Raw genomic sequence first — 26,197 nt, 5'->3', positions numbered from 1 at the left:
ACAGGCTCTTCAGCTGAAGAAGTATTTCTGGTTCAGCGCGATCGACTGCAACGGCGGCACGGTCGCGTGCTTGCCGTCGACAGTGACCGCGAACGTCTCCGGGTCTACCTCGATCCGCGGCGTTCCGGAATTGCGCACCATGTCGCGCTTGCCGATCTTGCGCACGTTCTTCACCGGTATGACCTGCCGGTGCAGTCCGAGTCGCTTCTTGATGCCGGCGCTGTATGCGGCGCCAGAAACGAAGGTGATGCAGGTCGCGGGCAATGCATCGCCACAGGCTCCGAACATCGGACGGTAGTATGTCGGCTGCGGCGTTGGCAGCGACGCATTGGGGTCGCCCATCACCGCCCAGCTGATGAACCCGCCTTTGATCACGAGCTTCGGCTTGACGCCGAAGAAGGCCGGCTCCCACAGCACCAGGTCGGCGATCTTCCCGACCTCGACTGAGCCGAGCAGATCGGCGAAACCATGCGTGATCGCCGGATTGATCGTGACCTTCGCCACATAGCGCAGCACGCGGAAGTTGTCGTTGCCTGGCGCGTCCTCCGGCAGCTTGCCGCGTCCGGTTTTCATCGCGTCGGCAGTCTGTATGCACCGGAGCCAGACTTCCCCGATACGCCCCATCGCTTGCGAGTCGCTCGAAAACATCGAGATCACTCCGAGATCCTGCAGAACATTCTCGGCCGCGATCGTTTCGGCGCGAATCCGGCTCTCGGTAAATGCCACGTCCGAGGGGATGCTGGGATCGAGGTGATGACACACCATGATCATGTCGTACAGCTCTGCCTGCGAGTTGATGCCGTAGGGAAGCGTCGGGTTGGTCGAGGACGGCAGGACGTTCGGCAGACCGGCGATCTTGATGATGTCCGGCGCATGACCGCCGCCGGATCCTTCCGTATGGAACGAGTGCACCGCGCGCCCTTCGAAGGCTTCGATCGAATCGTCGACGAAGCCCGATTCATTGAGCGTGTCGGTGTGAATGCAAACCTGAAAATCCATCTCGTCGGCGAGCCGGAGCGCGGAACGCAGCACCGCGGGCGTTGTGCCCCAGTCCTCGTGACACTTTACGCCGACCGCGCCTGCTTCAATCTGCTCGGCCAGCGAAGCCTTTCCGTATCCGTGCCCCTTGCCGAGAATGCCGACGTTGATTGGCCAGCCCTCGAACGCGCGCAACATCATGGTGATGTTGCCGGGGCCTGACGTAACCGTCGTCGCGTAGGAGCCATCCGAAGGACCGGTACCACCGCCGATCAAGGTTGTCGTGCCGTTCGAGAGCGCCACCTGCGCCTGCTGTGGAGAAATGAAATGAATGTGCGTGTCCACCCCGGCGGCGGTCAATATCAGATGTGAACCCGAGATCGCGTCGGTCGCCAGGCCAACATGCAGTCCCGGCGTAACGCGATCCATGATCTGCGGATTGCCGGCCTTGCCGATGCCGCATATGCGTCCGTCCTTGATGCCGACGTCGGCCTTCACTACGCCGAGCACCGCATCGATGATAGTGACGTTGGTGATCACGAGGTCAGGAACTCCCTGCGCGTGCGTCACCTGATTGTCCATGCCCATGCCCTCACGCATGCTCTTGCCGCCGCCGAAGACGATCTCGTCGCCGTAGCCCCGCAAGTCGCGCTCGATCTCCACGAACAGATTCGTATCTCCGAGACGAATGCGATCGCCAGTGGTGGGGCCGAAGAGGCCGACGTACTCGTGTCGCGAGATGGTTGGCATGAAAAGAGACCTTCACGGCTTCGAGCTGGAGGAACGAAAGCACCGCTGGGCCGCCAGGGCCAGCGCTTTCGCCTTTTGACTGGCGAGATCCTTGCCGGCAGTTTCGCCGTCGACCAGATTGTTGAATCCATAGACGGCGCGCTTACCGGCATACGGAACGAGCTGCACTTCGCGCTCGTCGCCGGGCTCGAATCGCATCGCCGTCGATGACGGAATATTGAGGTGCAACCCGAAGGCGGCTGCGCGATCGAACTCCAACTCGCGATTCACCTCGAAGAAATGAAAGTGCGATCCGATCTGCACCGGGCGATCGCCGGTGTTACGGACCTTGAGCATGGTCACCGGACGATCGGCATCGAAAGTGATCGCCGAGGGACTGCACACGTACCCACCCACCGGGACCTCTGCTGTCGCCGGGTCGACGTCGGCTGCCACTGCTGGCCCTAGCTTCGGTCCCGCCATGGAAACCTCCTGTGGAGCAAACTTACTGGATCGGTGTATGCACCGTCACCAAGCGGCTACCGTCGGTGAACACGGCTTCGATCTGCACCATCGGAATGAGATCGGCAACGCCTTCCATCACGTCAGCCTTGGTCAGCGCAGCGCTCGCGTCCTGCGTCACCTCCTCGATGGTCTTGCCGGCGCGCGCACCGTCGAGGGCCACGGCGGAGATGACGGCGACGGCCTCCGGGTAATTGAGCTTCAGCCCTTTGGCTTTGCGCTTGAGGGCAACGTCAGCCATCGCGTAAACGAGCAGCTTGTCGAACTCTCTGGGAGTCAGCTGCATGCGATTCTCCAGACCTCAACGACTTCCCGGCAAGAAAACATCGAGCACATCCATCGACATCGGCGAACACTCTGCCGACATCGCCAGATCGCGCAGTTGACCCTGCCGAATCCGACCGGTCAATCTGTGATTGGACCTGCTCGCGCGCCCCAAGCCCGCATAGATCGTTTGGCGAGTGTCCGTATCGTTGGGGCTCGGCTGCATGGAGGGGGATCGCTGCCGCGCTCTCGAGGAGAACGTGATGAGACGCTCGGTTCTTCCATGGCTTTCCGCAGCCTTCGTCCTTGTTCCCGCAGTCGTGCTGGCGCACACCGGCCACTCGGACACGAGTGGTTTCATGCACGGATTCAGGCACCCCATCACGGGAATCGATCACATGCTCGCCATGACTGCCGTCGGCGTGCTCGCCGCACAGATCGGCGGGAGCGCACGATGGCTCGTGCCGCTCGCGTTCGTGAGTGTGATGGCGATCGGCGGCATCTTCGGCATGGCAGGCGTTTCGCCGTCCTTTGCCGAGCTCGGCGTCGCGATGTCTGTCATCGTCTTTGGAATGGCAATCGCGGTTCCTCTGCAGTTGAAAACAGTGGCGGCCGTGATTGTTGTCGGCTTCTTCGCCCTATTCCACGGCTATGTGCACGGTGCCGAGATGCCCGTAACGGCTTCGATGCTTTCCTACGTCGCTGGCTTCGTCAGCGCGACGGCGCTGCTACATATGACTGGCGTTGCACTCGGAGCAAAGTTCGATCTGCCGCGGATGAACCGGCCATACCGCGTCGCTCGGGTCGCTGGCGGCGCGATGGCGCTGTTCGGCGTCGCCCTGCTCACGGGATTCTAAAGAAACAAAGGCATGGACCCATGGGTCTCGCCGGGATAGTGCTCGCGCTTGCATTGTTGATGTGGCTTGCCTACCGGGGCTGGAGCGTTCTGCTCCTATCGCCTGCAGCTGCGCTCCTGGCTGCAGCCATCTCCGGCGAGCCGCTTCTCGCCCACTGGACGCAGACCTTCATGCCTGGGGCCGCGCGCTTCATCGCCCAATGGTTTCCCATGTTTCTGCTCGGCGGGTTGTTCGGCAAGCTCATGGACGACAGCGGTTCGATCAAGTCGATCGCAAATTTCTTGACGGCAAAGTTGGGAGTGCGACGGACCATGCTGTCAGTGGTGCTGGCCTCGGCCGTGGTCACCTATGGCGGGGTCAGCGTCTTTGTCGCATTTTTCGTGCTGGTGCCGATGACGCGAGAGCTGTTCCGGGCGGCGAATATCCCGGCCCGGCTGATGCCGGCGGCGATCGGTCTGGGCGCATTCACATTCACCATGTCGGTCATGCCTGGAACGCCCTCGGTGAACAACGCGATTCCGATGCCCTACTTCGGCACCACGACCTTCGCGGCTCCCGGTCTGGGCATCGTTACATCGATCGTCATCGCAGCTTTTGGGATGTGGTGGCTGAAACGCGCCGAGGCGAGAGCGCGGCATGCCGGAGAAGTCTACGTCGATACCGCGGATACGGCGCCCGTCATCGACGAGATGTCTCGCGAGCGAGCGACAGCTGCCGGAGATTTCGATCCTGCGGAATTCGAGCACGGCAAACGCAGTATCGGCGAGCCGCCGTTCATTCTTGCGCTGCTGCCGCTTGTGGTGGTGATCAGCGTGAACTTTCTCATGTCCCTGCTCGTGCTCCCGAATCTGGATCTCACATTTCTCGCGGCGGACAGGTGGGGCGCGGTTACGAGCGCAGCAGTGGCCGGCGTGTGGTCGGTAGTCGTCGCGCTGACGGCGGCCATCGTGACCCTGATTGTCATCAACTACCGTCGTCTGCCCTCGTTGCGCGAAAGCCTCGATGCCGGCGCCAAGGGCTCGGTCCTGCCGATCATGACGGTCGCCAGCCTGGTGGGATTCGGCGCGGTGATTGCAGCGCTGCCTGCATTCAAAGCCGTCCAAGACGCAGTGTTGGAGGTGCCGGGCGGACCGCTGGTTTCACTCGTAGTCGCGATGAACGCACTGGCGGGCCTCACCGGCACAGCGTCGGGCGGCATGGCCATCGTGCTCAATACACTCGGTGAGACGTACATGCAGCTCGCGACTGAGCACGGCATCGACCCCGCACTCATGCATCGCCTGACGACGATCAGTGCCGGCACGCTCGATGCTCTGCCTCACAACGGCACCGTCCTGCTGCTGCTTCAGATCTCGCACCTGACGCATCGAGAAAGCTACCTGGATATGGTAATGACCGTGATCGTCAGCGTGATCATCGGTCTGGCCGTGGCGTTCGTGCTCGGCTCGACGTTTGGGTCGTTCTGATCGCCAGAATGTGTCCCGCCACTGGCGGATCCCTGGGGACTCAACTGGTTCTTTGAGTTATTGTTTTTATTGGAAATATTGGCTGGGGCGGAAGGATTCGAACCTCCGAATGGGCGCGAAGATCGCTCTCATGTAGAGCGCGTACGCGGACGAGATGGTCGCGTAGCGGCTCGAACAGGTTCTGCGGCAACAGTGTAATGCGATCTTTCTGGCCTTTGGCGTCTCGGATGACCAGCTGGCGATACTGGAAATCGATGCCCTTCACTCGAAGGCGCAGGCATTCCAGCAGCCGCAACCCGCCGCCGTAAACGAGCGCCGCCATGAGCCAGGTGGTGCCTTGCATTTGCGCGAGCAGGGCTCTGACCTCATCGCGAGTGAGCACCACTGGCAATCGCTGCGGCTTCTTGGCGCGCTGTACGCCGTCCAGCCACGGCAGTTTGCACGTCAGTACATCCCGGTAGAGAAACAGTATGGCGTTCAGCGCTTGGTTCTGCGTGGAAGCCGCTACATTGCGCTTCACGGCCAAGTGGCTGAGAAACGCTGTGACCTCATCGGCGCCCAGTTCGAGCGGATGGCGTTTGTCATGGAACAGAATGAATCTCTTGATCCACTGCACATATGCTTGCTCCGTACGGATGCTGTAGTGGCGGATTCGTATCAGCTCACGTACTTGGTCGAGCAGCCGCGGCGAGTTTCGATCCTGCGAATCAGGCGACATAAGAACCTCCTTGTTCACTCCAATGAGCTGGCAGATTGTCGCTGGCAACAATGCGGCACTATCTTGGCCACCGAACGGAGTCCGGTGCGGTAATATTTCTGCGCGAATTGCCCAATAAGTGCCTAAGTCATGAAGAGATGGGACGAAAGCGGAGATCGGAGCCAGGTTGGCTGGGGGATACACCGCACTTTTGCGGCATCCAGAAATACGCCGCGGCACGGACTACCGCATTTAGGCGGTCTATAGTAAGAGTTATGCATCCTAGAGTTTCCCGTTACAGCGTCTCGATAGCACTGCTGTCACTTGCTTCGGCAGTGTGTCTTGTTGCACTGGCGGCTCGCTACGCTAGCGTGGATTCGCAATACAGTCTTTCTTTTATGTCTCATCTATCGTTGACTCTTCCCTCACTGGTCTGCGCCGGGTTCTGGGTTTGGTGGAAGAACCCATTCTTTCGTGCGGCGGGGTACTGCATCGGGTCGGTTCTGCTTGCGTTCTGCGCGCGGAGTCTGGCTGTTGGGCCGGTGGGAGGAGATATGGATTTTGGAGCCACATTCACGGCTCTCATCGCGACGATAGGCTGTTTCGTTCTTTCCATGGTCGCGTGCGCGGTCGCCGCTGTTCTGTCTCTATTGTGGCCCAGCGTGCATAACAAGCCGTTGCAGCCCATCGCGCGCGAAGACGCGCGCTCCGGCTGAACGGCGGCGTTAGAGCGCATGGGACTGCTTCTGCTATTCGTTGCCTCCTTCCTTGTAGCGTTCGCTTTGCAGTGGTTCAAGCGATGGTGGTGGCTAGCTGCGCCGCTTTCCTCAATAAGTTTCGCAGCCTTGATCTTGCTCGACGAGTTCGTGCTGCCCTATCGTGGCGGCGGAGCTTCAATGTGGCCGATTGCTCTCCTCTTTGGCGTTCCGACTGCGGTGGCTGGGAGTCTTTTCGGTCTCTTCTTCGCCTGGCTGTTTCAACCCGATAGAGACTCCAACAATGCGCTCTAGCAACCGCTTGGAGTTCGCGCGTGTTGCGTGCCCGACTTGCAAGGGCGAGGCGCCGTTGCTCGCGGCTCACGCGGGGCGTTAGCTGCCTGCAGACGCATGGCTCGATTCAACGTTTATCGCGGCGAGGAGATGATCGGCGGCTCGGACCTTGAGTTCGGGGATCCACCGATGGGCGTAGCCTTTGGAAGGTTCATCCCTAACGAGCGGTATAAAGGTGCGGGAGCTGCATCCTCTGGCGTGTTATCTGTTTGCACGGCCAGCGGGGTTCTCATTGAAGCATCTGGCGGAGTTCATCTCGAAGATCAGTCGGCGGAGTTGGGGCCAGACGGCATGGAGGTCTCGGTTCTCGGCATCGCTAGTCCAGAATACGGAACACTATTTCCGGAGCATGTGACCGCATATGAACACCGGCTCAAGAGCAGCTAACAAGCGAATCGAGTCCGCGCGCATGGCGCGCCCGACTCGCAAAAGCGAGGCGCTTTTGCTCGCGGCTCATTCGCAGCGTTGGGTGGCAGGAAGGCGATGAAGTACAAGCACATCAACTCCGCTATCCACAACTTTGGACACAGTTTCACCAGCCTGATGAACTACGTGGACGATGGGTACGTGATTGATGAACTCGTGGACATCCATGCGAAGGGCTATGACATAGAGGTCAACTGGCTCACCGGTACATTCAAGCCAGAAGTGCTTCGATCGCCCAGAATCAAGAAGTCCATTGGGTACTGGAGAGACAATCTTTCAAAGCACCTTACGAAGCATGGTGTGGGGCCTGAGGCGCTTACGGAGCTACTGTTTGTTTGGCCCGCGCGTGAACGCAAGCAAATGCGGGCAGTCGATAATCGCGGAAAGTCTTATCGGATGTACGTGAATGAAATTAAGTAGCTCGCAACCCAACGACGCGCTGCAGGCGACGTGCGAAACGCACGCGCCTGAGCGCAGACGTTAGGCATCAAGAAATGCTGAGCATCGCGATAGTCATTTTTCTGAGTGTCGGTGCATTCGCGATCCTTGCACTTGCTTGGCGACCGCGAGAGCGGAGACTCGCGGAGCAGCAGCGAGAGCCTGACGATCAATTCTTGTGGCGTCCAGAATCGATTAGCGCGTCCATACAAGAGAATGACTTCTATGGTCAGTTTCTGAATCTAGATCAGGAACTGCGTCCTGAAGAAGGCGGCTGGACGAACATGAAGATCTCCATCCCGCAGAACTGGAATACCCAGTCCGTTGTCATGGTTGGTGGCACTGTCGTGCTAACTCTCGCTGGCGGCGTGGAGTACCTACTGAGCAGAGAGAATGTTGGAGATCTGTCGTTCAAGACAATGGATGGTGGCCCGGGTAAGTCAGATGAGATCATTGAGCAGATCTGGAATCGGCACGCGCGTGATCAGAATGCCTAACAAGCGCGTCAAGTTCGCGGGCTGCGCCCGCCCGACTCGCAAAAGCGATGCGCTTTTGCTCGCGGCTCAACCGCGGCGTTCGGCTGTTCGTCGCCTGGGACCGAGAGGCCAGTCTGTTGCAGCCAGTAGCCGCGCAGACGTAAGTCCGGCACCTCCGGCGGTCGTGGCCAGCAGCGATGCGGTAGATACTCGTAGCAAGACCCGGTAATAGTAAGTGTGCGGGCCTTATGATCGCGGGATCAAATCCCGCCATTGGTACTACGCACGCTTGCGCGTGGCTCTTCGGTAAGCGACTCGATCGTCGCTCATTTCTCTAGCAAACAACTCGTTTGCTGCGAATGACGCGAAAGTCGCTCAACTCAGCGGATGCATCCTCGTCAAGTGCCAGCCTGGTGCCAGCGCCGGGGGATCTCAGGGGACGCCACCGATTCTTTAAGCTATTGCCTTTACTAGAAATGTTGGCTGGGGCGGAAGGATTCGAACCTCCGAATGGCGGGATCAAAACCCGCTGCCTTACCACTTGGCGACGCCCCAACAGCTGCAAAAGAATGACTCGATCTCGAGTCGGGGGAGTTCAGGCCGATTCGTGCGCCAGCCGGTCCAGCAGCGGCGAACGGTTCAGACCTCGGACCACATAACCGGTCCAGCGCGCGGGTACGCGCGCCAGTACGCTCCGGGCCGTCGCCTCGTCAGGCAGCGCGACGAACACGCAGGCGCCGGTGCCGGTCAGCCTTGCCTCCCCAAATTCCTCAAGCCAATCAAGCGCTTCGGCAATCTCACCACTGCGCTTGCGGACCACCGGGGCACAGTCGTTATGACCACCCCCCGCGAAGAAGGCGCGTATTGTCGTGACGGGTGAATTACGTGTCAATTCAGGGTCCTGAAAGACGGCCGCAGTGCTCACTCCGGTTTGCGGTTTAAGCACCAGAAACAGCTGCTCCGGGAAGTCGCAAGGCGTGAGTTGTTCGCCGACGCCCTCGGCCCAGGCCGAATGGCCGCGCACGAAAATGGGCACGTCGGCGCCGAGCCCCAGGCCGAGCGCGGCCAGCTCCTCGATCTTCAAGCCCAGCCGCCACAGCTCGTTGAGCGCAACCAGCACGGTTGCAGCGTCTGAGCTGCCGCCGCCCAGGCCGCCCTGGACGGGAATGCGCTTTTTGATTTCGATGCCGACGCCGTCGAAGACCTCGTAGCGGGTCGCGAGCAAGCGCGCGGCGCGCACGACCAGATCCTCTTCGGCGGGGATGTCGGCATTGTCGCCGACGCGTTCGATGACGCCGGCCGGGCGCCGGTAGAACTGCAGCTCATCGCATAGATCGATGAGTTGCATGGCGCTTTGTAACAGGTGATAGCCGTCGGCACGGCGGCCGACGATGTGCAGGCACAGATTGAGCTTGGCGGGCGCCGGCCAGGGTTCCGGCAGCCCGAGGAATTCGTTGTTGTAGTTCATTGTCCCAGCTGCCAGCGGTCGACGACGATGCGCACGCGCGCGTCGCCGCTCGTGGCGGTGATGCGCATCGGTACGCGAGCGCCGGGCTCGGTGGAGTAGCGCTGATAGTCGATGCGCCAGCCGCCTTGCTCCAGCGTGGTTACACCGTTTTCGTTTTCATCACGCCATCGATGCTCGCCGGGCGCGGCGAGACCGAGCATCCAATAGCGCAGGTTGCCGGCGGGCACGGAAGTGCCGAGGCGGTTCTGCAGTTCGTCCCAGGCAGCGTCGGACTCTAGCTTGAGGCCGTCGCTGGTTTCCAATATGAGATTGGGATTGCCGCCGGTGCCGCTCAATTCCAGATGCACGCCGCCGATCCCGACCGGGCCGCGGATGTCGACGTTGGAAACATCGCCGCGTTGACGCCACTCGAAGCTGCCGGAGCCGCCGTTATCGGGACCGGAAACGCCGAGCCGGCCGCGAGCTTGCCAACGATCCAAGTCCTTGAGATCGGCAGGAATCGCCGTGCCAGGCGCTTTAGGCGTGGTGGCACAACCAGCAGCAAGCAAAAAAACTGCGGCCAGCGCCGGCCAGGAAAAGAGGCGAAGGCGAATACCGCGGACCTCGGCGAGTTGCCGCCGCAAGACGGCGGCGAAGGAAAAGCGAAGGGCGCGCCACAGCGAAGCGGCGGCGAAGGAAAAGCGTAGCGTTTGGTCCCGCGAAGCGGTGGCCAACCCAGAGGCCAGTGGCATCGTGCCCACGGTCAATTCAGCTTCTGCAGCCGCTGCTTGATCTCGTTGTTTTCCGGGTAGCGCTCGCTGGCCCGCTTCCAGACATCGCGGGCGTCGTCCTTGCGATCCAGGGCGATCAGCACTTCGCCGAGATGCAGATCCACTTCGGGATCGTTGATCCGGCGCTTGGCGTGCTCCAGATACCCGAGCGCATCCTGAGAACGGCCGACTCGGTGCAGCGCCCAGCCCATGCTATCGAGCACCGCGCCGCTGTCCGGCGTTTCGGTGAGCGCCTGTTCGATCAGGTCGAGGCCTTCTTTGTGATGACGAGTGCGATCGACCAGCGTGTAGCCGAGCGCATTGGTCGCCGAGGGATCGTTCGGTCGATCGGCCACGAGCCGGCGCAGATCGGTAATCGCCTCATCGACCTTGTCCGCCGATTCGAGCTGGAAAATGCGCGCGAAGCGCAGTTCCACCGCATCGGGATACGCCTTCAACGCCGAGTCCAGCAGCGCGAGCGCGCCGGCGGTGTCGCCATTCGAGCTCATCAAGGAAGCGCGGGCAGTGATGGTCTCGATCCGGTATTGAGGCCGAGTGGCGCCGAACTCTTCGAGATGCTTGAGCCCGGCCTCGAGGCCCTCGTTCTTCGCCTTGATGCGGGCCAGGCGCGTCTGCGCAGCCATTGCGAATTCGCCGCCGGTGACGCGGCCGTAGATCTGCGAGGCGTCATCCCAAGCCTCGCGGCCTTCGGCGATCGCGCCGAGATAGAACAGCGACTCGTAAACGAACCGGCCATTGGACACCAGGTTGCTGAAGCGTTGCGCGGCGGAGTCGCGATTGCCGAGCTGGAAGTCGATGTCGGCCAGCGCGCGCTCCACGACAGTCCCAGTGGACTCGCTGTTGGCGAGCGCCGCCAATTCCTTGCGCCCCTGCTCTTCCTTGCCTGCCTGCATCAGCATCAGCGCATATTCGAGCCGGTTGGAATCCTGATTGTCCTGATCGATGACTTGCTTGGCGGTGACCAGCGCACCCTCGGCGTCGCCGGTCAGCATTTGCATGCGAGCCAGCAGCAAGCCAGCGGGCGACCAATACGGCCCCAGCTCGCGCGCCTTACGGGCATGCTCCATCGCCAACCCGAGGTTGTCGGACTGGGACGCAGCCTGCGCCAGCGCGTAGTGCGCTTCTGTCACATCGGGGTACTTCACGACCAGCTGGCGGAGCACGGCGGTGGCCCCGCTGGGCGTGCCCTCGTCCGCGAGCTGCGGCAGCAGCGCCAGGAAACCGGCCTGCGGATTGATGAATGCCGAGTCGAGCAGGATGCCCAGGTGCTCGGTGGCGGTATTGATCCTATATAGATGAAGCGCGGCGAAGGCGGCGAAGCGCCGGGCTTCCTCGTTGGTATGGTTCAGCTCGAGCCAGCGCTCGGCGGCCGCCTGCACGACCGTCCATTGGCGATGCTCATGGGCGACCCGGGTGGCCTGCTCGGCCAGCTCCTCGTCGTTGGACGCCTGGGCGGCGCGCAGATAGGCCTTGGACGCTTCCAGGTATTGCCCCCGTTGCAAGGCCATTTCGGCGCCCAATACCAGGGCATTGGGATCCGCCGGCAAATTCTCGGCGGCCGGCTCGCGCTTGCCTCCCGGCGCGCTACAACCCGCCAGGACGGAGGCCAGCAATAACGCCGCAATACGCGGGAAATAGCGGAATGGACGAGGAAGTGGGCTCATTGTCAATTAACTATATCAGCTTGGATCGACACCGCTTGGTCGGCGGAACCTGCGGACTCGCTTGTCATTGGTGAGCCCTTCCCCGACAATCCGCCACCGTTGCGACTGCAGCCGGCATGCCACTCGTCGTCATAGGAATCAATCACCGCACCGCGCCCGTCGAAATCCGCGAAAAGATGGTCTTTGCGGGTGAGGAGCTGCCCGCGGCCTTGCGGGAATTGGCGGGCCAGCCGGGGGTGCGCGAAGCGTTGATCGTTTCCACCTGTAACCGCACCGAGCTCTATTGTTTCGCGGACGCCGGCGGAGAATCCCCCGACGGTGTCATTAACGAGCCGGCCCTGCTCCCGGATCCATCGCTGCCCCTGTCCGATTGGCTCGCCCACTGGCACGACCTGGCCGCGCATCGGCTGGACCTCAATCAGACCCTGTATCGCCTGCATGGCTCGGCCGCGGTCCAGCACTTGTTCGCGGTCGCCTGCGGCCTGGATTCCCTGGTGATCGGCGAGCCGCAGATCCTGGGCCAGCTCAAGGATGCGTATCGGGCCGCCCACGAGCAGAAAGTCACCGGCCCGTACCTGAACCGGGTGATGCAGACGGCCTTCTCGGTCGCCAAGCGGGTGCGCACGCAGACTCGGATCGGCGCCAATGCCGTGTCGGTGGCGTATGCCGCCGTGTCGCTGGCGCGCACGGTGTTCGAAAAGTTTGCCGGCCACACGGCGTTGCTGGTCGGCGCCGGCGAGACGATTGCACTGGCCGCGCGTCATCTGCACGCGAATGGCCTGGGCCGCATGATCGTCGCGAATCGCAGCATCGGGCGGGCGCAGGAGCTCGCCGCCGAGTTCAAAGGCTTCGCGATCGGCATCGACGACATCGCGGCTCATTTGCCCGAGGCCGACATCGTGATCACGTCGACCGCCAGCCCGACGCCCGTGATCACCTACGACGCGGTCCAGGCCGCGGTTCGTGCCCGCAAGCGCAAGCCGATCTTCATGGTCGACATCGCCGTGCCGCGCGATATCGAAGCGGAAGTGTCGAAGATCGAAGACGTGTATCTGTTCACCATCGACGACTTGCAAAACGTGGTGAACGAGAACCTGGCCTCGCGACGCGAAGCCGCGCGCGATGCGAGCGAAATGCTGGCGACCGAAGTGTCGCTGTTCGAGCAGCAACTGAAGACGCTGGATGCGGTGCCGATGATCCGGCAGTTGCGCCAGGACGCCGAAGAGGTGCGCTCGCAGACCGCCGCTCAGGCGCGGCGTATGCTGGCGGCCGGGCGCGATCCGAAGGACGTCGTGGACTTCCTGTCCTCGACCCTGACCAACCGGCTGTTGCACGGCCCGAGCCAGCGCCTGCGCGAAGCCGCCGAACAGGGCGAAGTGGAATTACTGGAGGCCGCGCGCATTTTGTTTGCCGCCGACGCTCCCGATCAAACGTGATGAAAGATTCGATACGCATCAAGCTGGAAAAGCTGGCCGATCGCCACGAGGAAGTGAGCGGCCTGCTCGCCGACCCCGCGGTGATCGGCGACAACAACAAGTTTCGCGACCTCTCCGTGGAATATTCCAAGCTCGACCCGGTGGTCGCGCGCTACAAAGCCTATCTCGGCACGCTCGCCGAACGCGTCTCGGCGCGCGAGATGGCCGAAGGCGAAGATCCGGAAATGCGCGAGCTCGGCCAGGAAGAGCTCGCCAGCCTCTCCGCGCGCATCGAAGTCGAAGAGGCAGAGCTTGCGAAAGAGCTCATCCCGAAAGACCAGCGCGACGAAAGCAACATTTATCTCGAAGTGCGCGCCGGCACCGGCGGCGACGAGGCGGCGATCTTCGCCGGCGACTTGTTCCGCATGTATTCGCGTTACGCCAGCCAGCACGGCTGGAACGTCGAAGTGCTGTCGGAAAGCCCCGGCGAACACGGCGGTTATAAAGAAGTCATCAGCCGCGTCGTCGGGCGCGGCGCGTTCTCGCATCTGAAATTCGAATCGGGCACCCATCGCGTGCAGCGCGTGCCCGCCACCGAAGCGCAAGGTCGCATTCATACGTCGGCAGTCACGGTCGCCATCCTGCCGGAGCTGGACGATATCGAGCCCATCGAGCTCAACCCGGCCGACCTGCGCATCGATACCTTCCGCGCCTCGGGCGCGGGCGGTCAGCACGTCAACAAAACCGACTCCGCGATTCGCGTCACGCATCTGCCCACGGGCATCGTGGTGGAATGTCAGGATGAACGCTCGCAGCACAAGAACCGCTCGCGCGCCCTGTCCCTGCTCAAGGCCAAGCTCAAGGCCGCCGAGCAGGAAAAGCGCGACCAGGCCGAGGCCAGCTCACGCAAGCTGCAGGTCGGTTCGGGCGATCGTTCCGAGCGCATCCGGACTTATAACTTTCCCCAAGGCCGTGTGACCGACCATCGCATCAACCTGACGCTGTACAAGCTGGCCGACGTGATCAATGGCGATCTGAACGGATTGATCCAGCCTTTGCAGCAGGAATATCAGGCCGAGCAGCTGGCCCGCATCGTGGAGTAACGGAGCAAGAAACCCTCATGGCCGCGCCTCAGGTCACCCTGCAGAGCATTACCGGCGTCGATGTCGAGCTGCGCATCGCCGGCGTCGGCAGCCGCAGCTTCGCGTTCGTGATCGACTGGCACATCCGCCTGATCCTGGCGTTCTCGTGGTGGGCGGTGGGCACCTTGATGAGCATCGGCCAGCTGAACTTCCTGGCGGATGACGGCGACTTGAGCCCGGGCTATTTCCTGTGGGTGCTGCTGCCGACAGCGGGCATTTATCTGTTCTATCACCCCATCCTCGAAATCCTCATGCGCGGCAGTACGCCGGGCAAGCGCATGGCGGGCGTTCGCATCGTCACGCGCACCGGCGACATTCCTGGCATCGGAGCGCTGCTGATCCGGAATGTGTTTCGCCTGATCGATTCGCTGCCGTTCGCTTATCTGGTCGGGCTGGCGACGGCGATGTTCACCGAACAGCACGTTCGCTTCGGCGATATCGCTGCGGGCACGTTGCTGATCCTCGACAGCAAGGAACACGACACCTCTTTTGCGCGCCTCACACCCGCGAATCGCTCGCTCGATCCGCGCGCTGCGGACCTGATCCACGAATTGCTGGAACGGTGGACGGCGCTCGACGAGAAGACGCGAGGTGAGATCGGACGTTCGCTGCTCGCACAAACCGACAAATCCATCTCGCCCGAACAGCTGGCGCGGATGACCACCCTCGGGCTCAAAGCCCGCCTGCAGGCGTTGATCGAATGACCGCCGAAGCCGGCATGCAGGCGTGGCTGGCGTCCCGGGTCGAGACGTGGCGTCAACTTTCGCCTCAGCTGGAAGCGCTCGAGAAAAGCCGCAACCACTCCGCCGCCGAAGCGTTGCAGGCCATCGACTTGTATCGCGCGCTCGGACGAGACCTGTCGATCGCGCGTCGCATCCTGCCGGGAAGCCGTGTCACGAAGGCGCTCGAACACAGCTACGCGAAGCTTCATTCCATCATCTATCGTAAACCGCACGATTGGCGGGCGCGCCTGCTCAGTTTGTTCCGGGAAGAGATCCCCGCGGTCGTGCGCGAGCTGCGTCCTGCAATCGTCTGGGTGACATTGTTGTTCGTGCTCAGCGCGGGCGCCGGCTGGTGGCTGATCTCAGAGCATCCCGAGTTGATCTCGCTGCTGGCCAGCGAAGAAATGATCAACGGCGTGGAGGGCGGCCGGCTGTGGACCGAGGGCCTGCTGAATGTCACGCCCTCTTCCATGCTGTCGATCGGCATCCTGTCGAACAACATCGCCGTGAGCCTGATGGCGTTCTGCCTCGGCATCCTGTTCGGGCTCGGCACGTTCTATATCATCGCCACCAACGGCCTGATGCTCGGCGCGATCTTCGCTTTCACCCATCAGCATGGCATGGCCGGCGAACTGCTGAAGTTCGTCACCGCGCACGGCGTCGTCGAGCTGTCGGTGATTTGTCTTGCCGGAGCGGCTGGCACGATGCTCGGCGAAGCGGTGATCCGCCCGACGCATGCGACCCGGCGTGAATCGTTCCAGCACGCCGCGACCAAAGCTTCGCGTCTGCTCGTGCTATGCGCCTTGCTGTTGGTGGGCTGCGGATTCATCGAGGGCTATCTGTCGCCCGATCCGAACTTCCCGATGATCAGCCGTGTCATCGTCGGCTTGGGTTATGGAATGGTGATGATCGGCGCACTGACCGGCGCTTTGTTCGGCCGCAAGCGGGTCAAACCCGCCGCCGATTTCTGAACTCAGCGTAGGCATCGAACACGGCGCGCTCCATATGCTCGGGACGCGTTACCAACGCCGGCGCACCCAAAGCACGTAACGCCCGCACGTTGCGCTCCAGTCGCGAGAGGTATTCCTGAGCCGCCAGCGCCCGATAGGGATCGAGCCAGGAATGCGCCGGTGCATCGCGCATCGCCTCCGCTTCCGGACTGGAGATCCCCGCGATCAGCGGCAAATGTTTCGGTAGCAACAAACGCGCCGCCGATGCGAGCTGCCCGGCTACGGTCGCGTCGTCCACATCGGTCAGCATCACGATCAGACTGCGATGTCGCACCAGCGTGCGGATGCGCAGCGCTGCGTTCAATGGATTCGACTCGGCCAGCTTCGGCGTCGCCGCCGCCAGCATCTGGCGAATGCGAAGCACACTGCCGATGCCGCGGCCGGGTGCAAGTGTCGCGAGCGGCTGATCGGCGAATAACATGACGCCGACCCGATCGTCCTGCGCGACCGCATGCTCGGCAAAGCGGGCAGCAAGATTGATGTAGTGACCGAGCCGATCCAGATCGCCGGCGCGCAACGCGCTGGTGCGTCCAGCATCGATGGCGATGACGATGTCGAGGTGTTGATCTTCGGTGTAGTCCCGGCTGATCAATCGGCCCCGCCGCGCAGTCGCCTTCCAATCGATGGCGTTCTGCGGATCGCCCTCACGATACTCGCGAAGCTGCAGAATTTCCGCGCCCGCGCCTTGATTGAAGTGGGCGCGCATGCCGCCACCCACGGCGCTGATGCGCCCCGCGCTGTCACGTAGCAACTCCGGCATGACCTTGAACGAGTAATTCGCATCGAAGCGACGCGACCACCACGCCAATCCCAGAGGCCCGCCAACGCGCACTTGCATGCTTGGCCACTGGTGTTGCCCAAGCCTGCGAGGCGTTGCACCCAACTCGATGGCCGCCGCCTCACCCGCCGGCACCTTCAGCATGCGAATCTCATTGTCGATCTCGACCGCTTCAGGCGCGGCCGGCGCAACTTGAAGCTCGACATCGCGTCCGAGCGCGTGTCGAAACAAAAGCTGCAGCGACATCGGGCGACCCAATATTCCCTGCGCGGACGCGTCGATCGCGACGTTTGTTCGCGCGCGCGTCACCGTCATGCCTTCGTACGCGAGGCCGAGCAGCAACAGTGCGAGCGGCAACAGCCACAGGCGCTGCAGGTCAGCCTCTCCGCTCCACGCGCCGAGAATGGCCACGAGCACGGTGAGCACCGCGAACACGAAGCCGTTGATACGAAGATGCATGGCTCAGCGAGGCACCGGCGTACGATCGAGCAGTTGCTGCGTGATCGTCTGCTCGGTCACGCCTTCGAGCAGCGCTTCGGGCGCAAGCATCAAACGGTGCGGAATCACCAGCGGCGCCACTTGTTTCACATCGTCCGGCGTAACGAAGTCGCCGCCACGCATGCCGGCGGCAATTCGCGCCGCACGCACGAGTGCCAGCACGCCACGCGTGGAAAGACCAAGACTGACGTGAGCGTGCGAGCGTGAGGCCGCCGCCAGATCGATCACATACCCCGACAGTTCGGGCGCGATATGAACTTGCTCGACGGCTTGGCGAACCGCGACCAGATCGAGCGGCGGCAACTGTTCTTTCTGCTCGCCTCGCGCATGCGCGTCCGTATTGCCGTAGCGGGCGACGATGGCCAACTCGTCTTCGCGCGTCGGATAAGAGAGCTCCACACGCAGCATGAAACGATCGAGCTGCGACTCCGGCAATGGGAATGTGCCCTCGAACTCGCGCGGGTTCTGGGTCGCCACGACCAGAAAGTTTTCCGGCAGCTCGTAGTTCTGACGGTCGACCGTGACCTGGCGCTCTTCCATCGCCTCGAGCAACGCCGACTGAGTCTTGGGCCCGGCGCGATTGATCTCGTCGACCAGCAGCACATCGGCGAACACCGGCCCAGGGCGAAACACGAACTGGCGCTTTTCGGCGTCGTAGGCATGGACCCCGGTGATATCGGCGGGCATCAGATCCGACGTGCCCTGCACTCGCTTGAACACACCACGCAGCGACGCCGCCAGCGACTTGCTGAGCAATGTTTTGCCCAGGCCAGGCGCACCCTGCAGCAGCACGTGCCCCCGAGCGACGACCGCAATCGCCAGCGCGCGGATCACAGGCTGCAAGCCGAGCACCACCGAGCCCAACTCCTGTTGCAAACGTTCTTCGAAAGCGACCAGCGCGTTCATTAATTTCCTTTCCCGGGGTAAGCGACTAATTCAAAGCCGCGCGCAATCGTATCAGCAGGTTGTGAAGCTGAGACAAGTTGACGCGATGACCTCGTTGTACCTTGGCGTGCAGCGCTTGCAGGCGCTCGACATCCTGCTCGGACACGACGGTCTGCGCGCTCAACCATTCCCACATCGGCGATCCGTCCGCCGGCAGGCCGTGGCGCTTGCGCGCGTCGTTGAAGAAATTCGCGATCATTTGTTGACCGACGGTCGCGGGCCGCATCACGCGCGCCATGAATCCACCCGTCGCGCGCACGAAGCCGGTGATGTCCACCGGATTCCAGCTGGACTGCGACGGACGCAGCCGCTGCGAGCCGAGGACGAACACCAACCACAGGGCCAACAACCACCACAAAGTGGCGTGCAGCCGCGAGTCGCCGAAGAACGCATCGGGATCGTAGAACGCCACCAGCCCCTGATGCGCGTCGTCGATGATCACCTTGCCGTTGCCACGCAAGGACCAGCGCACGATGTTGGCCAACAAGCGGGCGTTATCGTCTTCGCCGAGCAGTTTGTTGCCAAAAATGCTGCCGTAGGCACTGACGATGATCTGCCCATTGCCCTCCGGCAACAGCCACAGCACCGGTGCGCCCGACTCTGGATCGTGCGCCAGCTCCAGGACGCCCATGCCCTTGGTCCAGGCATCCCACTTCGAAGTCAGATACTCCGACGTCGCGCTCACCTTGTTCACGCCCTCGAGCAGCGGATGCGTGCCGGCCGGTCGCATCTCGAAATGCAGCGGCTCTGGCAGCTTGGTCTGCACGGCGACCAATTCCGCCTCCGTCGGTTCTGCGGCGTCTTCCTTTTCGGCGTCCTCCTCGCCTTCTTCTTCCGCATCGTCGGCATGCTGCTCGAAACTCATCCGCGTGATCTCTTGCAGACGCTCGATGAACGGCGCGTCGCCGCCCGGCTCCATGGACCAGTCCGGTGTATCGGACAACCCCGCGACGATCAGCAAGGTATTGCCCCGCTGCACCCAGGAATGCAGCGGCAGGATTTCGGAATCGCGCACCGGGTACAAATACGGCGCGGCCGAGATCAACAGATTGCCGGTGTGAGATTCGAGACCGGGCACGTCGCTCAACTTTGGGAACCGTTCGCGCAACGACAGCACCGGCACGCGCTCCGACTCCAGCCAGCGCACCATGCCGAGATAACCGTTCGGGCCGCCTTCGGTGCTGATCGGACGCGTCGCCTGCGGTTGCGGCGGTTCGGGCTTCGGCCCCATCACCGCATAGAACGCAACGAACGCACCGATGGCGAGCGCCAATGTGAGCAGGCGCTCCTTCACGTTGCCGCTCCCTTCAGCTGCGCATCCAGGGTGCGCCCCACCCGCAGCACGTCCGCCAGGTCGTCGCTCGCAACTTCTTTGCCGCTGAAGGTTTCACGCTCGGCGAGCTGCGCGATCTTCTGGAAAGATTCGCGCTGCGTGGAGTCGTCGAACCGTGCACGCTTCGCGAGCTCGCGATGAGTCAAACTCTGTGCGCCCTGCAAACGCCCGGTGTCGACGAGCGTCGCGATCAACAGTCTCAACAGCGCGGACAGTCTTTCGCCGCCGGCGTCCAGCCCCGTTCCAGCGGACCTCGAATCGAAAGGAACATCCGCTGCATTCGCCGCCTTCGCGGCGGATTTGCGCCGACGACCGCGCGCGGCGGTCCGCACCTCGTTGATGACGATTCCCAACGCAAGCAGGACCATCAAGGCCATCGAGCCGTAGATCAGGCCCCAGCGCACGGTATCCGGTAACGAATATTCCTTCAGCCAGCGACTCAGCCAGGAGTCGTTGCTGGAGTTGGATGGTTTTCTGTCGAGGATTTCGCGCAGCCAACGTTCCAATCGCTGGTACCAGGACAGCGACTGCTCGGCCACCGGCGGCTCGCGCAGCGACTCGAGCACCGGCGCAAGCGTGTCGCTGCCGATCGTTGCATGCTCCGGCTCCTGCTCATAGCGAAGCGCGAGCTGGTGCAGGCTGTGCAAACCGTCGCGGCTCAACAGGCTGAGCTGATCTTCGGAAACCAGATCGGTGAGCCCGAGCTGCTCCAGGGCCACACGGATCTCCGGGCAAGTCTTTTCGATGGCTTCCAGGCCGATGGCATCGGGCTCGAGCGCCTCGATACATTCCCCAATCGCTTGCCGCGCCGGGCCCTCGCTTTGCGCGAGGACCGCGGGCGCGGCCAACAACATCAGAGCCAGAAAGCTCGAACGCACCAATCAGGCGGCGCTCAGCGCATTCACGCGCGCGGCGAGATCGCCGCCTTGCTTGCGCAGCTTCAGATCCCAATAGGTCGCAATGAACACCGCGCAGGTAAACGGCATGACCAGCACGTTGATCGCCGCTTGCGAGATCAGCTGCACGGCCATGACGACCACCAGCGAATTGCCGAGCGCCATGGCGGCAAACGGCGAGATCAGTCCGAGAACGAAGGCCAGCGCCAGATAGAGGACCATCATCAGGATGCCGGTCAGAGTGAAGATCGCAGCGGTGCGCCACCAGTTACCCCACACCAGCTTGTGACTGCCGAGCAGCGCATCGACCGGACCTTTGTGCTCGAACAGCGCCAGCGACATGTACATGACCAGGCTCAGCGCCAGGATCACACAAGGCACGATCAGCAGCACGAAGCCGACCGTGAGCGCCAGCATGTAAAGAACGAGCGCCACGATCATCGTCGGCAGCCGCTGCAAAGCCGTTTGAAACGCCGCGCCGGTGGACAGGTCGCCGCCGGCACCGATCGCTTCCTGCTTCAGGAACATCGCGCTCATGCCCCACGTGGATGGGATCAGCGAGATCAGCACGGCGATCATGATGTTCCCGATCACGGATAGGTCCACAGCCGTCGCGGTCGGATCGAACACCGGGACGCCTGTCAGCACGAGGTAAACGAACGGCGCCAGACTCAGGACCGTCACCAGCAGCGCAATGGGCCAGATCACGCCAAGCGAGGATTTGTACAACTGAAACGCAGTGTCCAGGACGCCGCCGACGCCCTGCGGCTGAGTGGGCTGAATGGCCATGACACGTCTCTCCCTTGTGCTTTGTCTCGGTTGATCGAGCTGCCGTCCGCTTCAGGCAGATCGGCGGCGCAGATGATCGCGGTTGCTCCGTGCCAATGGCAAATATCCCTTTCGCAAAACCAGGGGCTTAGCCGTGCTCCGTGGGCCTGGGCAGCACTGTGATATCACTATGATATCTTTCTATGCTAGGGTGCAGCAGAAGCTCAGGAGAAAGCCATGAAAGAACGACAAGTGATGACCCTGCCCGGCGTACCCATGGTATTGATCTTATTGGTGTTATTGGCGCTGAGTGGCTGGTGGCTATGGCATTCGGTGGCAGCCTTGGTATCGCCCCTGCCACCGATCGTGGCCGCCGCCCTGGTCGGCTTTTGCGGGATGGGCTTTTTCATCGTGCAGCCGAACCAGGCCGCGGTGATGCAGTTCTTTGGCAAGTACGTCGGCTCCGAACGCAACAGCGGTCTGCGTTGGGCCAATCCGTTCTACACCAAGAAAACCGTCACTCTGCGCGTGCGCAACTTCGAGTCCAGCAAGTTGAAGGTGAACGATCTGGAAGGCTCGCCCATCGAGATCGCCGCGGTCGTGGTCTGGCAGGTGCACGATGCCGCCGAGGCCGTGTTCAACGTCGACGATTACGAGAACTTCGTGCAGGTCCAGAGTGAAGCGGCGTTGCGTCAGATGGCGACTTCCTATCCCTACGATCTGCACGAAGAACACAAGATCGCGCTGCGCTCGCACGCCCATGAGATCAACGACCATCTTCGTAACGAAGTGCAGGATCGCCTGGCACAGGCCGGGCTGACCGTGATCGAAGCGCGCGTCAGCCATCTCGCCTACGCGCCCGAAATCGCACAGGCGATGTTGCAACGTCAGCAGGCCGCCGCGATCATCGCCGCTCGTACTCGCATCGTCGAAGGCGCGGTCACCATGGTGCACATGGCGCTCGAACAGCTGGCGCGGAAGGACGTGGTCCACCTCGACGAAGAGCGCAAGGCAGCGATGGTGTCGAATCTGCTGGTGGTATTGTGCGGCGAGCGCGGCACGCAACCCGTCGTCAACACCGGCACTTTGTATAGCGGCTGAGTAAGCAGTTGGCGGAGAAAAAAGCTTATCCGCTGCGTATCAGCAGCGACGTACTCGACGCCGTTCAACGCTGGGCGCAGGATGAGCTGCGCAGCGTGAACGCGCAGATCGAGTACGTCCTGCGCGACGCGCTTCGCAAGGCGGGAAGAATGAATTCCTCGGCGCCCCCACCGCCGGTCGAGGGCGGCGAGGACACGGAAGGCTCTTAATCGGCGAGCGCCTGCTCCAGGTCCGCGAGCAGATCCTCGACGTCTTCGATACCCACCGACAGGCGGATCAACGAATCGTCGATGCCGAGCTCGCGACGCTTCTCCGGCGGAATCGACGCATGCGTCATCAGGCCCGGATGATCGACCAGACTTTCCACGCCGCCCAGGCTCTCGGCGATCGTGAAGATCCGGCAGCGTTCGAGGAAATGTTTGGCCTCGCCCAACCCGCCCTTCACGAAGAACGTCACGATGCCGCTGAAGCCGTTCTGCATCTGACGCCGGGCCAGTTGATGTTGCGGATGGCTGGCGAGCCCCGGGTACAACACCTTCGAAACGCGCGAATGTTTCTCCAGCCAGCCGGCAATCCGTAGCGAGCTCTCGCTCGACTGGCGCATGCGCAGCGCCAATGTTTTCAGGCCGCGCAACGCCAGGAAGCTATCGAACGGCCCGCTGACCGCGCCGACGGCGTTCTGCAGGAAGCCGATCTTGTCCGCCAGCTCGTTGTTGGACGCCACCGCGACGCCGCCGACCATATCGGAATGGCCGTTCAAATATTTGGTCGCCGAGTGCATGGTGATATCGGCGCCCAGCTCGATCGGCCGCTGCACCCACGGGCTGGCAAACGTATTGTCGACGACCGTGAGAATGTTCCGCTTGCGCGCGAACTCGGCGACCTGCTCGATATCGACCAGACGCAGCGTCGGATTGGTCGGCGTCTCGATCCAGATCATCCTGGTGGTCGGACGGACTGCGGCCTCCAATGCCTTTGGATCCGCCAGATTTGCGAAGGTGATATCGAGATTCGCCGAACGCTTGCGCACGCGCTCGAACAAACGGAACGTGCCGCCGTAGAGATCTTCCATCGCCACGATGTGACTTCCGGCGTCGAGCAATTCCAGGAGCGTGCTCATCGCCGCCATGCCCGACGCAAACGCGAAGCCACGCACGCCGCCTTCGAGATCGGCGATGCACTTCTCCCACGCGCTGCGCGTGGGATTCGAGGTGCGCGAATAGTCGTAACCCTTGTGCACGCCCGGACTGCTCTGCGCGTAAGTCGAGGTGGCGTAGATCGGTGGCATCACCGCGCCCGTGCTCGGGTCGGGGGCCTGACCGGCGTGAATGCAGCGAGTGCCGAAACGCAATGAGCGGGAATCAGTCATGGTGAGTACCGTTTATAACGTAGCAAAAGTTTTTTCTGCTAGCCGGCGCTGCGCGCCGACCAACGAAGATGAGGGGTTGTTTGGACGCCGTCGCATGCTTGAGTCTTACTTGACCTGGCGGCGCAGGTAATTGAGCACGTCCGAGCGCGTGACGAGGCCGAGAAACTTCTCTCCATCCATCACGGCCGCCGACGAGCGCACCTCGAGCATCGCCACCAGATTGTTCAGCGTCTGGGTCTTGTCGACGCGCAGGAACGTGCTGGTCATGGCCTTATGCACCGGCTCGTTGAAACGCTCCGGATGGCCGAAGGCAAAGCGCAGGATGTCATCTTCTGTGACGACACCGATCAGTTGTTCTCCATCCATCACCGGCAACTGCGAGAAGCCCGCGTTGCGCAGACGATTGTGCGCGGTCGTGAGCACATCGTTCGGACCGACCGTGATCGTGGCTCGCTGACCGTGCGGGCGACCGATCAGGTCGCGCAAGTCGCCATACGTCTCGCGCTGAATGAAACCCTGATCCTCCATCCAGAAATCGTTGTACAGCTTCGACAGATAGCGTGCGCCCGTATCGCACGCCAGAGTCACGACGCGCTTCGGCGTCTTCTGCTCACGGCAATAGCGCAAGGCCGATGCGAGCAAAGTGCCGGTGGACGATCCCGCCAGAACGCCTTCCTTCTGTAACAACTCGCGCGCGACCGAGAACGACTCGGCATCGGAAATGCTGTAAGCACGCTTCGTCATGGAGAAGTCGGCGATCTCGGGAATGAAATCCTCACCGATGCCTTCCACCAGCCAGCCGGTCTTCTGAGTCATTTTGCCGGTCTGGATGAACTCCGCGAGAATCGAGCCGACCGGATCGGCGAGCACCAGCTCGACATGAGGCGCGTGCTTCTTGAAGAACGCGGCGAGGCCGGCGATCGTGCCGCTCGAGCCGACGCCGATGACCACCGCGTCCACCTTCTGCTCCATCTGCTCCCAGATTTCCGGCGCGGTGGTGAGCTCGTGCGCCTTGGGATTGTCGGGATTGGCGAACTGATTGATGAAGTAAGCGCCATTGCGCTTGGCGATGGCCGCGCCCAGGTCCTGGTAATACTCCGGGTGCCCCTTGCCCACATCCGAGCGCGTCAACACCACTTCGGCGCCGAGCGCGCGCAGGTTGAAGATTTTTTCCTGGCTCATTTTGTCCGGTAACACCAAAATGAGCCGGTAGCCCTTCTGCGCGGCGACCAGCGCGAGGCCCAGGCCGGTGTTGCCGGCGGTGGCCTCGACGATGACGCTGCCGGGCTTCAGATCGCCGCGGCGCTCGGCTTCCTCGATCATGGACAGGCCGATGCGATCCTTGATGGAGCCGCCCGGGTTCATGTACTCGAGCTTCAGGAACAGCTCGCAAGGACCGGTATCGAGCCGATGCAGCCGCAACATGGGAGTGCGGCCAATCATCTCGATCGCGTTCTGGTAAACGTGCATGGAAGACTCCGTGAAGCTCGATTCAGTGTGTTAGTCCAACGTCATTCATGCCTGCCGTCAAATCCTCGCAAACCGTATCCGATGCCCTGCATACCGCAACCATGTTGCTGTCGCGGTCCTCGCCCTCCGCGCGCCTCGATGCCGAGCTGCTGCTGGAGTATGTAACCGGGCTGTCACGGACGAATTTCCGCGCCAACCCAGAGCGCGAGCTGCCTGCCAATGCCGGCTGGTCGTTCCAGCAACTGGTCAAGCGTCGCGCGCAAGGCGAACCGGTTGCATACATCCGCCAGCAGCAGGAGTTCTGGTCGCTGCTGCTGGAAGTGAGTCCGGCGGTGCTGATTCCGCGCCCGGAGACCGAACTGGTGGTCGAGCGGGTGCTGGCTCATATAAATAAAGAAGACCCGGTCAGAGTTGCGGACCTGGGCACCGGCAGCGGCGCCATCGCGCTCGCCGTCGCCTCCGAACGACGGCAAGCGCAAGTCACCGCCATCGACGCGTCCAAGGATGCGCTGGAGCTGGCCAGCCGCAATATCGGCCGACTGCAGCTGACCAACGTCTCGCTATTACACGGCAGCTGGTTCGCGCCGGTGGCAGGGCAGAAATTCCATGCGATCGCGTCCAATCCACCCTACATCGCGCAGGACGATCCCGACCTCGCACCCGACGTCCGGAAGTTCGAGCCCGTCATGGCCCTGATCTCGGGCCGCACCGGGTTCGAAGCCATCGACGCCATCCTCCGCGATGCGCCGACACACCTGGAATCCGACGGCTGGCTGGTGCTGGAGCACGGCTGGAAGCAGGCCGAGGGGGTCCGTCAGCGGCTTGTGCGCCAAGGCTTCGTTCACGTACGCTCGCACGCCGATCTGGCCGGCCACGAACGCGTCACCGAAGGCCAGTGGCCCGGCACCCAACGAGGACCGTGGCCAGAGCCACCTAGAGGATAATC

Annotated in this window: 25 protein-coding genes, 1 tRNA gene and 1 pseudogene; 12 read left to right on the top strand and 15 right to left on the bottom strand. The window is 62.2% G+C overall.

Features of this window, described 5'->3' with window-relative positions; translation table 11 throughout:
- Positions 1-9 precede the first annotated feature (9 nt).
- The 3 genes from GYH35_RS17710 to GYH35_RS17700 are packed head-to-tail and all read right to left on the bottom strand — an operon-like array spanning position 10 to position 2,515.
- The gene (locus tag GYH35_RS17710) at positions 10-1,728 is read right to left on the bottom strand and encodes an urease subunit alpha (protein WP_161811232.1); all 1,719 of its coding nucleotides are present in this window, start codon (positions 1,726-1,728) and stop codon (positions 10-12) included.
- A 12-nt stretch (positions 1,729-1,740) separates the two neighbouring features.
- The gene (locus GYH35_RS17705; RefSeq protein WP_161829098.1) at positions 1,741-2,190 is read right to left on the bottom strand and encodes an urease subunit beta; all 450 of its coding nucleotides are present in this window, start codon (positions 2,188-2,190) and stop codon (positions 1,741-1,743) included.
- 22 nt (positions 2,191-2,212) lie between these two features.
- A complete protein-coding gene (locus tag GYH35_RS17700; RefSeq protein WP_161811230.1) occupies positions 2,213-2,515 on the bottom strand; it encodes an urease subunit gamma in 303 nt (100 codons plus the stop codon).
- Positions 2,516-2,702: 187 nt separating this feature from the next.
- Between GYH35_RS17700 and GYH35_RS17695 the strand changes: the two genes are divergently transcribed.
- Positions 2,703-3,350: a HupE/UreJ family protein gene (locus tag GYH35_RS17695; RefSeq protein WP_202624386.1), complete on the top strand. Its 648-nt coding sequence runs from the start codon at positions 2,703-2,705 to the stop codon at positions 3,348-3,350.
- A 20-nt stretch (positions 3,351-3,370) separates the two neighbouring features.
- Entirely contained in the window at positions 3,371-4,816 is a 1,446-nt protein-coding gene (locus GYH35_RS17690; protein ID WP_161811229.1) for a GntP family permease, read from the top strand.
- A gap of 118 nt (positions 4,817-4,934) precedes the next feature.
- Here the strand turns inward: GYH35_RS17690 and GYH35_RS17685 are convergent.
- Positions 4,935-5,534: pseudogene (locus tag GYH35_RS17685) on the bottom strand (phage integrase N-terminal SAM-like domain-containing protein); the annotation flags it as partial.
- Positions 5,535-6,619: 1,085 nt separating this feature from the next.
- Between GYH35_RS17685 and GYH35_RS17680 the strand changes: the two are divergent.
- The 3 genes from GYH35_RS17680 (at position 6,620) to GYH35_RS17670 (ending at position 7,923) form a co-directional block, all read left to right on the top strand.
- Positions 6,620-6,949, top strand: a complete 330-nt coding sequence (locus GYH35_RS17680; protein ID WP_161811227.1) for a hypothetical protein — start codon at positions 6,620-6,622, stop codon at positions 6,947-6,949.
- A gap of 96 nt (positions 6,950-7,045) precedes the next feature.
- The gene (locus tag GYH35_RS17675) at positions 7,046-7,408 is read left to right on the top strand and encodes a hypothetical protein (protein WP_161811226.1); all 363 of its coding nucleotides are present in this window, start codon (positions 7,046-7,048) and stop codon (positions 7,406-7,408) included.
- A 74-nt stretch (positions 7,409-7,482) separates the two neighbouring features.
- Positions 7,483-7,923, top strand: a complete 441-nt coding sequence (locus GYH35_RS17670; protein ID WP_161811225.1) for a hypothetical protein — start codon at positions 7,483-7,485, stop codon at positions 7,921-7,923.
- Positions 7,924-8,382: 459 nt separating this feature from the next.
- On the opposite strand, the gene GYH35_RS17665 is transcribed toward GYH35_RS17670, so the two are convergent.
- From GYH35_RS17665 to GYH35_RS17650, 4 genes are all read right to left on the bottom strand, one after another.
- Positions 8,383-8,457 (bottom strand) — tRNA-Gln (locus tag GYH35_RS17665).
- A gap of 40 nt (positions 8,458-8,497) precedes the next feature.
- Positions 8,498-9,370 carry a 4-(cytidine 5'-diphospho)-2-C-methyl-D-erythritol kinase gene (ispE, locus tag GYH35_RS17660; protein WP_161811224.1) on the bottom strand — a complete coding sequence of 291 codons (873 nt, stop codon included), beginning with the start codon at positions 9,368-9,370 and terminating at the stop codon, positions 8,498-8,500.
- Positions 9,367-10,101 carry a lipoprotein insertase outer membrane protein LolB gene (gene lolB, locus GYH35_RS17655; protein ID WP_235936800.1) on the bottom strand — a complete coding sequence of 245 codons (735 nt, stop codon included), beginning with the start codon at positions 10,099-10,101 and terminating at the stop codon, positions 9,367-9,369. The genes ispE and lolB overlap by 4 nt, the downstream gene beginning before the upstream one ends.
- Before the next feature lie 11 nt (positions 10,102-10,112).
- Complete coding sequence (locus GYH35_RS17650) at positions 10,113-11,804, bottom strand: tetratricopeptide repeat protein (protein WP_161811222.1); 1,692 nt, start codon at positions 11,802-11,804, stop codon at positions 10,113-10,115.
- Positions 11,805-11,920: 116 nt separating this feature from the next.
- On the opposite strand from GYH35_RS17650, the gene hemA reads away from it, so the two are divergent.
- The 4 genes from hemA to GYH35_RS17630 are packed head-to-tail and all read left to right on the top strand — an operon-like array spanning position 11,921 to position 16,054.
- On the top strand, positions 11,921-13,240 hold the full coding sequence (gene hemA / locus GYH35_RS17645) for a glutamyl-tRNA reductase (RefSeq protein ID WP_161811221.1): 1,320 nt from the start codon (positions 11,921-11,923) through the stop codon (positions 13,238-13,240).
- Positions 13,240-14,322, top strand: coding sequence for a peptide chain release factor 1 (prfA, locus tag GYH35_RS17640; RefSeq protein WP_161811220.1), 1,083 nt, complete (start codon positions 13,240-13,242; stop codon positions 14,320-14,322). Before hemA ends, prfA begins: the two co-directional genes overlap by 1 nt.
- A gap of 17 nt (positions 14,323-14,339) precedes the next feature.
- The gene (locus GYH35_RS17635; protein ID WP_161811219.1) at positions 14,340-15,065 is read left to right on the top strand and encodes an RDD family protein; all 726 of its coding nucleotides are present in this window, start codon (positions 14,340-14,342) and stop codon (positions 15,063-15,065) included.
- Positions 15,062-16,054, top strand: coding sequence for a stage II sporulation protein M (locus GYH35_RS17630; protein WP_161829097.1), 993 nt, complete (start codon positions 15,062-15,064; stop codon positions 16,052-16,054). Before GYH35_RS17635 ends, GYH35_RS17630 begins: the two co-directional genes overlap by 4 nt.
- Here the strand turns inward: GYH35_RS17630 and GYH35_RS17625 are convergent.
- From GYH35_RS17625 to GYH35_RS17605, 5 genes are read right to left on the bottom strand one after another with little or no spacing between them, the layout of a single operon-like run.
- Positions 16,032-17,330 carry a DUF58 domain-containing protein gene (locus tag GYH35_RS17625; RefSeq protein ID WP_161829096.1) on the bottom strand — a complete coding sequence of 433 codons (1,299 nt, stop codon included), beginning with the start codon at positions 17,328-17,330 and terminating at the stop codon, positions 16,032-16,034. The two genes, GYH35_RS17630 and GYH35_RS17625, sit on opposite strands and share 23 nt — an antisense overlap.
- A 3-nt stretch (positions 17,331-17,333) precedes the next feature.
- Entirely contained in the window at positions 17,334-18,275 is a 942-nt protein-coding gene (locus GYH35_RS17620) for an AAA family ATPase (RefSeq protein WP_161829095.1), read from the bottom strand.
- Between the two features lie 25 nt (positions 18,276-18,300).
- Entirely contained in the window at positions 18,301-19,608 is a 1,308-nt protein-coding gene (locus GYH35_RS17615) for a DUF4350 domain-containing protein (RefSeq protein ID WP_161811215.1), read from the bottom strand.
- Entirely contained in the window at positions 19,605-20,525 is a 921-nt protein-coding gene (locus GYH35_RS17610) for a DUF4129 domain-containing protein (RefSeq protein ID WP_161829094.1), read from the bottom strand. Before GYH35_RS17610 ends, GYH35_RS17615 begins: the two co-directional genes overlap by 4 nt.
- A gap of 3 nt (positions 20,526-20,528) precedes the next feature.
- Positions 20,529-21,332, bottom strand: coding sequence for a hypothetical protein (locus GYH35_RS17605; protein ID WP_161829093.1), 804 nt, complete (start codon positions 21,330-21,332; stop codon positions 20,529-20,531).
- 216 nt (positions 21,333-21,548) lie between these two features.
- Here GYH35_RS17605 and GYH35_RS17600 point away from each other — a divergent pair, with 216 nt between their 5' ends.
- Together GYH35_RS17600 and GYH35_RS17595 are read left to right on the top strand one after the other, a co-directional pair.
- Positions 21,549-22,412: an SPFH domain-containing protein gene (locus GYH35_RS17600; protein ID WP_161811212.1), complete on the top strand. Its 864-nt coding sequence runs from the start codon at positions 21,549-21,551 to the stop codon at positions 22,410-22,412.
- Between the two features lie 8 nt (positions 22,413-22,420).
- Positions 22,421-22,621, top strand: a complete 201-nt coding sequence (locus GYH35_RS17595) for an Arc family DNA-binding protein (protein ID WP_161811211.1) — start codon at positions 22,421-22,423, stop codon at positions 22,619-22,621.
- Here the strand turns inward: GYH35_RS17595 and GYH35_RS17590 are convergent.
- Complete coding sequence (locus GYH35_RS17590) at positions 22,618-23,781, bottom strand: trans-sulfuration enzyme family protein (protein WP_161829092.1); 1,164 nt, start codon at positions 23,779-23,781, stop codon at positions 22,618-22,620. The genes GYH35_RS17595 and GYH35_RS17590 overlap by 4 nt on opposite strands.
- Positions 23,782-23,886: 105 nt before the next feature.
- Positions 23,887-25,251, bottom strand: a complete 1,365-nt coding sequence (locus GYH35_RS17585; protein WP_161811209.1) for a pyridoxal-phosphate dependent enzyme — start codon at positions 25,249-25,251, stop codon at positions 23,887-23,889.
- A gap of 47 nt (positions 25,252-25,298) precedes the next feature.
- Between GYH35_RS17585 and prmC the strand changes: the two genes are divergently transcribed.
- A complete protein-coding gene (prmC, locus tag GYH35_RS17580) occupies positions 25,299-26,195 on the top strand; it encodes a peptide chain release factor N(5)-glutamine methyltransferase (protein ID WP_161829091.1) in 897 nt (298 codons plus the stop codon).
- Positions 26,196-26,197: the final 2 nt, after the last annotated feature.

The organism is Steroidobacter agaridevorans, from assembly GCF_009932555.1.
GTDB lineage: Bacteria > Pseudomonadota > Gammaproteobacteria > Steroidobacterales > Steroidobacteraceae > Steroidobacter > Steroidobacter agaridevorans.
The sequence above is the reverse complement of the archived record's forward strand: the minus strand, read 5'-3'. Positions and strand labels throughout refer to the sequence as shown.